The sequence below is a fragment of the Microbacterium sp. OR21 genome (assembly GCF_047306785.1).
Taxonomy (GTDB): Bacteria; Actinomycetota; Actinomycetes; order Actinomycetales; family Microbacteriaceae; genus Microbacterium; species Microbacterium esteraromaticum_E.
Genome location: NZ_JAZEXJ010000001.1, coordinates 579022 through 590592, shown reverse-complemented (window position 1 = coordinate 590592; position 11571 = coordinate 579022). Strand labels below are relative to the sequence as shown.

The 11571-nt window shown below is 70.2% G+C and carries 11 protein-coding genes; 2 read left to right on the top strand and 9 right to left on the bottom strand.

Translation table 11 applies throughout. The features are described 5' to 3' along the window. Positions 1 to 68: 68 nt before the first annotated feature. Entirely contained in the window at positions 69 to 662 is a 594-nt protein-coding gene (locus tag V2S04_RS02775; RefSeq protein ID WP_413636987.1) for an endonuclease domain-containing protein, read from the top strand. Between the two features lie 231 nt (positions 663 to 893). Here the strand turns inward: V2S04_RS02775 and pheA are convergent, their stop codons facing one another. Then, positions 894 to 1835: a prephenate dehydratase gene (gene pheA / locus V2S04_RS02770; protein ID WP_099196126.1), complete on the bottom strand. Its 942-nt coding sequence runs from the start codon at positions 1833 to 1835 to the stop codon at positions 894 to 896. A 124-nt stretch (positions 1836 to 1959) separates the two neighbouring features. On the opposite strand from pheA, the gene pgm reads away from it, so the two are divergent. Further along, the gene (pgm, locus tag V2S04_RS02765) at positions 1960 to 3603 is read left to right on the top strand and encodes a phosphoglucomutase (alpha-D-glucose-1,6-bisphosphate-dependent) (RefSeq protein ID WP_413636986.1); all 1644 of its coding nucleotides are present in this window, start codon (positions 1960 to 1962) and stop codon (positions 3601 to 3603) included. 3 nt (positions 3604 to 3606) lie between these two features. Here the strand turns inward: pgm and V2S04_RS02760 are convergent, their stop codons facing one another. The 8 genes from V2S04_RS02760 to V2S04_RS02725 form a co-directional block, all read right to left on the bottom strand. Further along, positions 3607 to 4629, bottom strand: a complete 1023-nt coding sequence (locus V2S04_RS02760; protein ID WP_413636985.1) for a LacI family DNA-binding transcriptional regulator — start codon at positions 4627 to 4629, stop codon at positions 3607 to 3609. Between the two features lie 74 nt (positions 4630 to 4703). Continuing rightward, a complete protein-coding gene (locus V2S04_RS02755) occupies positions 4704 to 5459 on the bottom strand; it encodes a sugar phosphate isomerase/epimerase family protein (protein ID WP_413636984.1) in 756 nt (251 codons plus the stop codon). A gap of 22 nt (positions 5460 to 5481) precedes the next feature. Beyond that, complete coding sequence (locus tag V2S04_RS02750) at positions 5482 to 6342, bottom strand: sugar phosphate isomerase/epimerase family protein (RefSeq protein WP_413636983.1); 861 nt, start codon at positions 6340 to 6342, stop codon at positions 5482 to 5484. A 92-nt stretch (positions 6343 to 6434) separates the two neighbouring features. After that, a complete protein-coding gene (locus V2S04_RS02745) occupies positions 6435 to 7628 on the bottom strand; it encodes a dihydrodipicolinate synthase family protein (RefSeq protein WP_413636982.1) in 1194 nt (397 codons plus the stop codon). Then, positions 7628 to 8782, bottom strand: a complete 1155-nt coding sequence (locus V2S04_RS02740) for a Gfo/Idh/MocA family protein (RefSeq protein WP_413636981.1) — start codon at positions 8780 to 8782, stop codon at positions 7628 to 7630. Before V2S04_RS02740 ends, V2S04_RS02745 begins: the two co-directional genes overlap by 1 nt. Positions 8783 to 8862: 80 nt before the next feature. After that, a complete protein-coding gene (locus V2S04_RS02735; protein ID WP_413636980.1) occupies positions 8863 to 9330 on the bottom strand; it encodes a MarR family winged helix-turn-helix transcriptional regulator in 468 nt (155 codons plus the stop codon). A 123-nt stretch (positions 9331 to 9453) separates the two neighbouring features. Next, positions 9454 to 9891: a MarR family winged helix-turn-helix transcriptional regulator gene (locus V2S04_RS02730; protein ID WP_099196132.1), complete on the bottom strand. Its 438-nt coding sequence runs from the start codon at positions 9889 to 9891 to the stop codon at positions 9454 to 9456. A 1-nt stretch (position 9892) separates the two neighbouring features. Further along, complete coding sequence (locus tag V2S04_RS02725; protein WP_413636979.1) at positions 9893 to 11560, bottom strand: MDR family MFS transporter; 1668 nt, start codon at positions 11558 to 11560, stop codon at positions 9893 to 9895. Positions 11561 to 11571 lie beyond the last annotated feature (11 nt).

The window sequence follows — 11571 nt, the reverse complement described above, 5'->3', positions numbered from 1 at the left end:
AGAAGGTCGATGTGGCGGTTCCGCTCGACGGCACCCCACCACGAACACGGGGCGTGAGAGGGCGCCGGTTGTCATCGCATCTCGCTGGAACCTTCACGATCGGCCGGCTCCGCGTCGTCGACCCGCTCGCCGCGGTGTTCAGCTGCGCTGACGATCTCTCGTTCGACGATGCGGTGGTCGTGCTCGACGCGCTTCTCACACGCTCAGACAGCTATCCCGGGCTGCGCCCCGGGCGCCCCGTGTTCACGGTCGAGGAGATCGAGGACCGGCTCTCGCTCTGGCGTCGGTTCCCTGGCCGGAACACGATCCGGGCGGCGCTGCGGAGCGCACGTCCGGGAGTCGAGTCGCCGAAGGAGACCGAGACGCGCCTCCTCCTCGTCCGGGCCGGGCTCCCCGAACCGGTCGTGCAGCACGAGATCATCGACGGCGGTCGTCTCATCGCCCGCGCCGACCTCGCCTACCCTGAGCTCAAGATCGCGATCGAATACGAAGGCGATGGACATCGCACCAGCAAAGACCAGTGGCGCCGTGATATCCGACGGCAACGCGATCTCGAGGATCGGGGCTGGCTCGTCATCCGGCTCACCGAGCTGGATCTCGCAGACCGCGCGTCGTCTGTGATCTCACGCATCCGTCGCGCATTGCTCGCGCGCGACGCCTGACGGATTCGCCACGACCGCAACCCTGGCAGATGGGAAACGCTGGTGATCGGATGCGCCCACCGGCGTTTCCCATCCGGCGCCGGAGCGAGCAGATGGGAAACGCTGGTGTGAGGGCACGCCCACCGGCGTTTCCCATCCGCCACGGGCACGAAGCGCGCGGCGGGGCGGGCGCGGCGGGGGCGCGGCGGGCGCGCGGCGGGCGCGCGGCGGGCGCGCGGCGGGGGCGGCGGGCTAGGCCTCGGGCTCGCCGTGCAGCAGGGCGCGCAGCCAGTCGCGGGCCTCGACGAAGACGCCGTCGGCGTACCGCTCGGGGTAGTGCACGATCTTGCGGTCGGCGCGCGGGTACGAGCCGAGGAACACCACGCGCGGGCTGAATCGACGGATGCCCAGCAGCGCGTCGGCCATCCGCTCGTCGTACGCGTGCCCGTCGGCATCCACCACGAAGCGGTACCTGCCCAGCGCATCGCCGACCGGACGCGACTGCAGCAGCGACAGGTTGATGCCGCGCGTCGAGAACTGCTCGAGCATGTCGAGCAGCGCACCGGGGCGGTCGTCGGGCAGCTCGACGATCAGCGACGTCTTGTCGGCCCCGGTCGGCTGTCCGGGCGCGACGGGCTTGGAGACGAGCACGAAGCGGGTCACGGCGTTGTCGTTGTCGCCGATGTTCTCGGCCAGCACCTCGACGTCGTGGTGCTGGATGATGCCGGGCGCGGCGATGGCGGCCTGGGCGGGCGACGTGCCGTCGAGGACGCCGAGGATGGATGCCACATTGCTCGCCGCCGGAACATGAGCGTGCCGGGGCAGGTGCTCGCCGAGCCAGCTGTGGCACTGCGCGTACGCGACCGGATGCGCGGCGATGACCTCGACGTCCTCCAGCCGCACGCCGGGCTTGCCGACGAGCACGAAGTTCACCTTGACCAGGTACTCGCCGATGATGCGCAGCCCCGGCAGGGTCGCCAGCGCGTCGAGTGTGGTCGATACCCCGCCCTCGACGGAGTTCTCGATCGCGATCATCGCGGCGTGCGACACCCCCGACAGCACATCCGCGAGCGCCTCGCCGACATTGTGCACCGGCTTCCACTCGTGCCCCCTGGCCTCAGGCACCTGGTCGAGCGCGGCCTCGGTGAAGGTCCCGGCGGGGCCCAGATAGCTGTAGGTGCGGCGTTCGGTCACCCCGTCAGCCTAGCCGCGCCGATCCGGGGCATCCGGAGCCGTTTCCGTATCACGAACAGCCCCGTCGCGTCATCCGCGCAGGCCCGAGGTGCGCGACCGACCCGAGGAGGGGCAGACTATCCCCATGACGAGCCGAGCTGGCCTCCCCGCGGAGGAAAAGGACCTCATCGACGTCGACGAGCTGATCGCCGCCTATTACGACCGCGTTCCCGACCCGTCGATCGCGGCGCAGCGCGTGGCGTTCGGCACCAGCGGCCACCGCGGCTCGTCGCTCACGACGAGCTTCAACGAGCAGCACATCGTGGCCACCACGCAGGCCATCGTCGACTATCGCCGGGAGCAGGGCATCCGGGGCCCGCTGTTCCTCGGCCGCGACACGCATGCGCTGTCGCTGCCGGCCGAGCGCACCGCGATCGAAGTCCTGATCGGCAACGGCGTCGACGTGCGCGTCGACTCGCGCGACTCGTGGGTGCCCACCCCCGCGCTCAGCCACGCCATCCTCGCCCACAACCGCGGGCGCGCGCTCGATGACCCCGACCGCGCCGACGGCATCGTCGTCACCCCGAGTCACAACCCGCCTCGCGACGGAGGCTTCAAGTACAACCCGCCGCACGGCGGCCCCGCCGACACCGACGCGACCGGCTGGATCGCCGAGCGCGCCAACGCGCTGATCGAAGCCGGTCTGGAGGGTGTCGAGCGCATTCCGCACGCCGACATCGACGACGATTCGATCGGCCAGTACGACTTCCGCGACGCGTACGTGCGCGACCTGCCCTCGATCATCGACCTCGACGCGATCCAGCGCGCGGGCGTGCGCATCGGCGCAGATCCGATGGGCGGCGCGTCGGTCGAGTACTGGCAGCTGATCAAGGACATGCATGGCATCGATCTGACCGTCGTGAACCCCGAGGTCGACCCGACCTGGCGCTTCATGACCCTCGACTGGGACGAGAAGATCCGCATGGATCCCTCGTCGCCGAGCGCCATGGCATCCCTGGTCGCCAAGCGAGGCGACTACGACGTGCTCACCGGCAACGACGCCGACGCCGATCGGCACGGCATCGTCACGCCGGATGCCGGGCTGATGAATCCGAACCACTACCTCGCGGTCGCGATCGACTACCTCTTCTCGCACCGCGCCGAGTGGCCGCGCGACGCGGCGATCGGCAAGACGCTCGTGTCGTCGATGATCATCGACCGCGTCGCCGAGTCGCTGGGCCGTCGTCTGCTCGAGGTTCCCGTCGGATTCAAGTGGTTCGTGCCGGGTCTGCTCGACGGCTCGGTCGCGTTCGGCGGTGAGGAGTCGGCCGGTGCGTCGTTCCTGCGCATGGACGGCACCGTCTGGTCGACCGATAAGGACGGCATCCTGCTCTGCCTGCTCGCAGCCGAGATCATCGCCGTCACCGGCAAGACCCCGTCGGAGCGCTACCGCGAGCTTGAGGAGGCCTTCGGCTCGTCCGCCTACCAGCGGGTGGACGCTCCGGCGACGCCCGAGCAGAAGGCGACGCTGGGCAAGCTGACGCCGGATGCCGTGAGCGCGACCGACCTGGCCGGCGAGACCATCACCGCGAAGCTGTCGCACGCGCCGGGCAACGGGGCGGCGATCGGCGGGCTGAAGGTGCAGACCGAGCACGCCTGGTTCGCGGCGCGTCCGTCCGGCACGGAGGACGTCTACAAGCTGTACGCCGAGAGCTTGAAGGGTCCCGAGCACCTCGCGCAGGTGCAGGAGGAGGCGCGAGCGGTCGTCAGCGCGGCGCTCGGCGGCTGATCGTCAGAGCCCGGGCGTGCTCTCGCGCACCACGACCTCGAGGTCGAGCGCGGGCTGCTGCCACTCGGCATCCACCGTCGCCCGGAAGGCCTCGAAGCCCAGGTCGCTGAGCGGCACCCGCACCGTGGTCAGGCGCGGCGTCACGTCGCGGCTGACCGGCACGTCGTCGAAACCGCACACGGCGATGTCGTCGCCGACCGTGCGTCCGCCGTCTCGGATCGCGGTCATCGCCCCGACGGCGACCACGTCGCTCAGCGCGAAGACGAGGGTGTCGGCATCCACGCCGTCGGCGAGCGCCTCGGTCATCGACGCCGCTCCCGACTCGCGCTCGAACGAGCCGCGGTAGACGCGCTCGAGCTCCCCGCCACCTGCGGTGAAGCCCGCGGTGAAGCCGGCGAGACGGTCGTCCGAGGTGCGCACCCCCTCTGCCGCCGCGATGGCGATCGCCCGGCGATAGCCGCGCTGCGCCATCTCGCGCCCCAGCCGTTCGGCTCCGCCGCGGTTGTCGATCAGGATGCTGCGATCGCCACCCTCGCCGAAGGTGACGGTGCGTCCGCCGAGCGGGCCGAAGGCGGCGAGCTCGGCGACCGTGCGGGCATCCGGCGTTTCGGTGCGGGACGCGGCGAGGATCACCCCGCGCGGACGCTGGCCGCGCAGCGCGCGGAGGATCTTCGCCTCGCGATCGGCGTCGCGCGCGGTGATCGCGACGGTGACGATCAAGCCCTCTGCGTCGGCGCCTCGGGCGACCCCGGCGGCGATCAGACCGAAGTAGGGGTCGGCGATGTCGGCGACGAGCAGGGCGATCGCCGCGGACGTGCCGCGAGCGGTGGCCTGAGCCGATGCGTTGGCCGTGTAGCCGAGCTCGTCGGCCGCCTTCTCGACGCGCTCGCGGAACGACTCCGCGACCTTGCGCTCAGACCCGTTCAGCACCCGCGACGCCGTCGCGAGCGAGACCCCGGCCGCGCGGGCCACGTCGTGCAGCGTCGGGGACGAGGCGCGCCCCGCGCGCCGTGCCGCATCAGTCATGTGCCGAGCCTATCCATCCGAGTCCTTCCGCTCCGACCCGCGACCGCCAGTAGTGGGGCGGTGAAGGGGCGAGGTCACGGGATGGCCGAGGTGAGCCAGCGCCGCAGGGTCGCCGCCTCCGGGGCGAGCAGGGCGGGGTCGTCATCAGGCACGAACTCGATCAGCGCGTCGCGCGGTGGCGCCGGCTGGGCGGCAGCCGAGGCGAAGAGCGGATGCCAGAGGCTCTCCCGCTCGTCGAGACGCAGGCGCCGGTCGAACGGCCACCAGGAGAAGACGTGCACGGCGGTGGTGTGCGCCGCGAGCGCCTCGTACTCGGCGAGCGCGACCGCGTCCGGAGCGTCGACCGTGGGCTGCCAGTAGGTCGTCAGACCCGGCACATCGGCGATCAGACGCAACGTGGCCGCGGGGGTGTCGGCGAGCGTGCGGCGGTGGAACTCGAGCGCGAGGACGATCCCCCGCTCGGCCGCCTCGGCCACGGCATCCCGCAGCCGCGCCGCGATCCGCGCGTACTCCGCCGGCGCGGCGTCTGCCGAGTCGACGCGGCCCGCCCAGATCCGCACCCGCCCGGCGCCCAGTGCGGCGGCGCTGTCGAGGATCGGCGCGATCTGCTCGTCGGCACCGCTGCGGAAGTACGACCCGTACGAGCAGACCGCGAGGCCGGCATCCGCCGTCGTCTGCGCGACCTCGACGGCGCGCTCGGGGTCGCCGGGCGGGACGTGCACGTCCCCGCCCCACTCGATCACCTCGAGTCCCGCGGCGGCCGACAGCTCGACCACCCGCTCGGGTGCGAGCTGACGGAACGTTACCGAGCACAGGCCTGGTCTGATCATCTGCGCCTCCCCCACCAGCACATCACAGGTGCGGCGAGACGGTCTCTCCGAACGCGGCGGCGGTGCGCGCGAGGACCGCGTCGGGCGCATCCGACCAGATGTCGGCGTTGAAGATCTCGACCTCGATGTCGCGGTCGTAGCCGGTGTCGACCACGGCGCGGGTGAGCGACGCGAAGTCGATGATCCCGTCGCCCATGTAGTGCCGCGAGAGCAGCACGTCGGCGGGGAACGGCGTCTTCCAGTCGCACACCTGGTAGGTCGAGATACGGCCCTCGCGCCCGGCGCGGGCGATCTGCTCGTGCACCTGCGGGTCCCACCAGATGTGGAACGTGTCGACGGCGGCGCCGACGACCTCGGGCGCGAAGTCCGCGGCGATGTCGAGCGCCTGCCCGAGGGTCGAGACGACGCACCGGTCGGAGCCGAACATCGGGTGCAGCGGCTCGATCGCCAGCGTCACTCCCGCGCTCTGCGCATACGGAGCGAGGGTGCCGATGGCATCCCGCACCCGCTCGCGCGCACCGACGAGATCCCGCGACCCCTCCGGCAGCCCGCCCGCGACGAGCACGAGCACGGCGGTGGAGCCCTCGGCGCCGGCCGCGGCGAGCGCCGCCGTCTCGTCGATCGCCCGGCGGTTGTCGTCGAGCGCGGCGTCGCGCTCCGCGCCGGCTGGCAGGGTGAAGAACCCTCCGCGGCAGTGCGTCGAGAAGCGCAGCCCCGAGTCGGCGAGCATCCTGGCGGCGGTGTCGAGTCCGACCTCGTTCACCGGTTCCCGCCAGAGTCCGATGGCCTGGATGCCCGCGTCCGCCGTCGTCTGCAGGGCGGTGGCGAGGTCGGCGTACTTGATGGTCGCCTGGTTGATCGACAGGCGCGGGTCGACGGACACTTGTCGGCGGGAAAGACGGATGTCGGCGGAAACCAGGGCATCCGCGCCGCCATCCGTACTCCGCGCCGACATCCGTGCGGATTCTGTCGCGCTCACAGCTCGACTCCGTTCAGCTGCAGCATGCCGTGCCAGCGCTGGCGGGCGAGCTGCGGGTTCTCGAGCGCGAGCGACGCGTTGGCCAGCTCGACGATGCGCGACAGGTGCGGCAGGCTGCGCGCGGAGTGCAGCCCCCCGACCATCTGGAACGCGGGCTGATGGCCGTTCAGCCACGAGAGGAACGCGACGCCGGTCTTGTAGTAGAACGTCGGCGCGGCGAACACCTGACGGCTGAGCTCTTCGGTCGGGCCGAGGATGCGGCGGTACTCGTCGTGGTCGCCGGCGTCCAGCGCCTGGATCGCCGCGGAGGCGACCGGGGTGATGGCGGCGAACGCCCCCAGCAGCGCATCGGAATACGGCCGCTCCCCCACACCGGAATCGCCGATCAGCGAGACGTAGTTGAAGTCGTCGCCGGTGAACATGCGCACGCCTTCCGGCAGGCGCTCGCGCACCGAGATCTCGCTCTCGGCGTCCAGCAGGCTCATCTTCACGCCGGCGACCTTCGACGGGTTCTCGTCGATGATGTCGAGCAGCACTTCCGACGCGGCGGCCCACCAAGTCGAGCCGCTTGTACTGAGCGAAGTCGAAGTGAAGTAGCCCTCGAGCTCCGGATCGAAGGCGGTGCCGAGCCAGTGCAGCACGACCGGGGTGGTGGCCCTCGAGAGCACCTCGCGGTAGACGCGACGGTAGTCGTCGGGCGAGGTGGCGACACGGGCGAGGTGGCGCGACGCCATGAGAACGGGCCCCGCACCCTGCTCTTCGGTGAACTCGAGCTGCGACACGTACGCGTCGATGACCTGCTCGAGTGAGATGTGCGTCTCGGCGACGTGGTCGGTGTTGACGCCGACGACGACCGAGCCGCCCTCCTCGCGTGCGACCTCGGCGCTGCGCGCGATCAGCTCCCGCGTCGCGGCCGCGTCGAGGCCCATGTTGCGCTGGGCGGTGTCCATGGCATCCGCCACCCCCAGCCCCCACGAGTAGACGTTGCGGCGGAATGCGAGGGTCGCATCCCAGTCGATGTCGGCAGGTCGGCCGGGGGTGTTGTCGGCGTGCACCTTCGGCACGACGTGCGCGGCGGCGTAGGCGACCCGCGAGCGCAGCGGCGAGGTCGGGCGCGTGTACGCCCCCGAGTCGTTCAGCGCGACATCGGAGAGATCTCCGGATGCCGAGAGCAGGCGAAGCGTGCTCATCAGAGCGACAGCTTCTCGATGGCGATCTTGCGGCCTTCGGCGCTCGAGGTCAGGCCTGCCTCGGCGAACTGCACTCCGCGGGCACCGGCGAGCAGGTCGAAGGCGTAGTCGGTGCCGAGCACGTACGACTCCAGGTACTCCTCCCACTGCTGGCGGAAGCCGCTCAGGAAGACGTCGTTCGTGGGCACGTTCTGCCAGTCGCCGTCGTAGTCGTGCGTGTCCTCGAGGTCGGGGTTCCACACCGGCTTGGGCGTGGCGTTGCGCGGCTGGATCTTGCAGCCGAACAGGCCGACCACGGCCGAGCCGTGGGTGCCGTCGACCTGGAACTCGACGAGCTCGTCGCGGTTCACGCGCACCGTCCACGACGAGTTGATCTCGGCGATCACGCCGCCCTCGAGCTCGAAGATGCCATAGGCGGCGTCTTCGGCGGTGGCGGTGTAGTGCTCGCCCTTCTCGTCCCAGCGGTCGGCGATGTGCACGGCTGCCTGCGCGTAGACGCTCGTGACCTCGCCGAAGAGATTCTCGAGCACGTAGTTCCAGTGCGGGAACATGTCGCTGATGATGCCGCCGCCGTCTTCGGTGCGGTAGTTCCAGCTGGGGCGCTGCGCGGGCTGCCAGTCGCCCTCGAAGACCCAGTAGCCGAACTCGCCGCGCACCGAGAGGATGCGACCGAAGAAGCCAGAGTCGATCAGGCGCTTGAGCTTCTGCAGGCCGGGCAGGTAGAGCTTGTCGTGCACGACGCCGGTCTTGACCCCCGCCGTCTTCGCCAGCTGGGCGAGCTCGAGCGCCTCTTCGAGCGACTCGGCCGTGGGCTTCTCGGTGTAGATGGCCTTGCCGGCGGCGATGGCCTTGCGGATCGCGGTGGCGCGCGCCTTGGTGACGAGGAAGTCCGCATAGATCTCCCATCGGGGGTCGGCGAGAGCGGCGTCGAGGTCGGTGGTGTAGTCGTCGATGCCGTGCTTCGCGGCGAGCTCGGCGAGCTTCTCCTCGCTGCGGCCGACGAGCAGCGGCTTGACGGTGACCTTCGAGCCGTCGAAGAGCTCGATGCCGCCCTGGTCGCGGATCGCGAGGATCGAGCGCACCAGGTGCTGCCGGTAGCCCATGCGTCCGGAGACGCCGTTCATGATGATGCCGATCTCGCGCACGTCGGTCATGGTGGTCCGTCCTTCAAGAATGTGGGTAAACGCTTTCCGCGAGTGTAGCCACAAAGGTCGACGATGCGCAAGCGCACCGGTCAGCGACCGAGTTCGTCGAGCAGCCCTGCCACGCGATCCAGGTCGTCAGCCGACCACCGCCGAAGCCGCTCGCCGAGTCGGGCCTCGTACACGGCGCGCGCGGCGGTCACCCGCTCGACCGCGAGATCGGTGGCGACCAGACGACGCGCGCGATGATCGTCGGGGTCGCGGATGCTGTCGACCAGGCCCAGCTCGGTCAGCTGACGCACCTGGCGGCTGACCGCCGACTTGTCGGTCTGCAGACGCTCGATCAGCGCGCCGGCGGTGTTCGCATGGCCGCTGACGATCGCGGCGAGCATCTGGTAGCCGAGCGGCTGCAGATCGGGGTGCACGGTCGCGGCCGCTTCCCGCCAGCCGACGCGGATGCGAGCGAAGAGCCGCCCCAGCTCCCGCTCCACCCGATGCACGGCGTCATCGAGAGCCGCGCCCTCGAGGGCGTCATCGTTCGTGGTCGGGGCGTCGCTCATTCCGTCAGCCTAACGAGGCGGGCAAGGCGACGAGCCGGACACCGCGATGCGGGGTCGATCGCGTACGCCCACAGGCGTGGAAGCGTGCACGATCGACCCCGCATGGCGGGCGGATGCCCTGGGTCAGACCTCGGCGAGCAGCCGGAAAGCCTTCGAGGCCGCCTGCACCTCGTCGGGCGTGAGCTCGGCGAGCACGGCCCGCATGCGCTCGGCGTTCTCGGCGCGCAGTGTCGCGAGCGTGTGCTGGGCGTGGGGCGTCGCGGTGAGCACCCGCAGCCGTCCGTCGCGCTCGTCGGGGCGCGACTCGAGCAGACCGAACTCCTCGAGCGAGCGGATCTGCCTGCTGACCATCGACTTGTCGATGTCGAACAGCTCGGCGAGCTGGTGCGCGTTGGCATCGCCCGTGCGCGCGACGTACGCCAGCAGCTTGTAGCCCGACGGCTGCAGCTCGGGATGCACGCGCGCGGCCGACTCCTTCCAGAGCGTCTTGGCACGGGCGAAGATCAGGTTCAGATGCCCCTGGAAGTCGGCGAGCGCGTCGTCGACGGTCTGCGCCTCCACCTCAGCGCACCCGCTCCCGCAGACGCTCGTCGGTCTCGACCACGCGGATGCCACCGGTCGCGGCGCCGACCTCGGCACCGGCCACCTCGATGGCCGACCCCTCGGCCTGCTCGCGCAGCTGCTCGGCGGAGTTCTTGGTCGACAGCGGCTTGTTGCGGATGAACGCGATCGCGATCACGCCGATCACGGCCAGCGGGATGGCGATGATGAACGCGTCCGCGATGCCGTGGCCGTACGCCGACTCGACGATGCTGCGCACGGCCTCGGGCAGGTCGCCGATCTTGGGCACGTTGCCCGAGCCGAGCTCCTTCAGCGCCTCGATCTCGGCCGGAGTGCTGGGCTTGAAGCCCGCGAACCCGCTCTTGATGTACTCGCTCACGTTGGTGGCGAGGATCGAGCCCATGATGGTCACGCCGATGGTGCCGGCGATGGTGCGGAAGAAGTTGACACCGGACGATGCCGCGCCGAGCTGCTGCGGCGGGGTGTCGTTCTGCACGATCAGGGTGAGGTTCTGCATGACCATGCCGAGCCCGGCGCCGAGCACGAACATGTAGGTCGCGACGAGCGGGAACGCGGTGTCGTAGCGCAGCGTCGACATCAGGCTCACGCCGACCAGCGTGAGCACCGAGCCCAGCTGCATCCAGCCCTTCCACTTGCCGAACCGGCTGACCAGCTGGCCGATGATGATCGACGCGCCCATCTGGCCGACGATCATCGGGATGGTCATCAGACCCGACTCGGTGGGCGTGGCGCCACGCGCCAGCTGGAAGTACTGCGCGAGGAAGACGGAGGTGGCGAACATCGAGACGCCGATAGCGATGGAGGCGATCACCGAGAGCGTGAACGTGCGGTTCAGGAAGAGCGTAAGCGGGATGATCGGCTCCTTGACCAGCAGCTCGACCACGACGAAGGCGATGAGCACCACGGCCGACCCGATGGCGAGCGCGTAGCTGGTCATCGAATCCCAGTCGAACTGCTGTCCGCCCATCGACACCCAGATCAGCAGACCCGAGACGCCCACCGCCAGCAGGACGATGCCCGCATAGTCGATCGACACGCGTTTGGCCTGCGGCTTGGGAAGGTGCAGCGTCAGCTGCAGCAGCACGAGTGCGAGCACCGCGAACGGCACGCCCACGAAGAAGTTCGCTCGCCACCCCCACACGTCGGTGATGAACCCGCCCAGCAGCGGGCCGCCGATGGTGGCGAGCGCCATGATGCCGCCGACGACGCCCATGTACTTGCCGCGCTCACGCGGCGAGATGATCAGGGCCACCGCGACCATCACCAGCGACATCAGACCGCCGACGCCGAGCCCCTGCACCACGCGCATGCCGATGAGCATGTCGATGTCGTGCGCGAATCCGGCAGCCACCGTTCCCGCGGTGAACAGCACCAGCGAGAGCTGCACGAGCACCTTGCGGTCGAGCAGGTCGGCGAGCTTGCCCCAGATCGGGGTCGACACGGCGGTCGCGAGCAGGCTGGCCGTAATCACCCAGGTGTACTGCGCCTGGGTGCCGCCGAGATCGGCGACGATCACGGGAAGCGAGGTCGAGACGACGGTGCCCGAGAGCACGGCGACGAACATGCCGACGATGAGGCCGGAGATGGCGGTGAAGACCTCGCGCGCGGAGCGCGCGGTCTCAGCGGACGGTGCTGACGTGGAATTCAAAGGGGAGACGC

What these genes read in the sequence shown, in the direction of transcription:
- pgm (WP_413636986.1), top strand. Translation starts at nt 1,960, where the DNA reads ATGACGAGCCGAGCTGGCCTCCCCGCGGAGGAAAAGGACCTCATCGAC.
- V2S04_RS02760 (WP_413636985.1), bottom strand. Translation starts at nt 4,629, where the DNA reads ATGACTGATGCGGCACGGCGCGCGGGGCGCGCCTCGTCCCCGACGCTG.
- V2S04_RS02755 (WP_413636984.1), bottom strand. Translation starts at nt 5,459, where the DNA reads ATGATCAGACCAGGCCTGTGCTCGGTAACGTTCCGTCAGCTCGCACCC.
- V2S04_RS02745 (WP_413636982.1), bottom strand. Translation starts at nt 7,628, where the DNA reads ATGAGCACGCTTCGCCTGCTCTCGGCATCCGGAGATCTCTCCGATGTC.
- V2S04_RS02740 (WP_413636981.1), bottom strand. Translation starts at nt 8,782, where the DNA reads ATGACCGACGTGCGCGAGATCGGCATCATCATGAACGGCGTCTCCGGA.
- V2S04_RS02735 (WP_413636980.1), bottom strand. Translation starts at nt 9,330, where the DNA reads ATGAGCGACGCCCCGACCACGAACGATGACGCCCTCGAGGGCGCGGCT.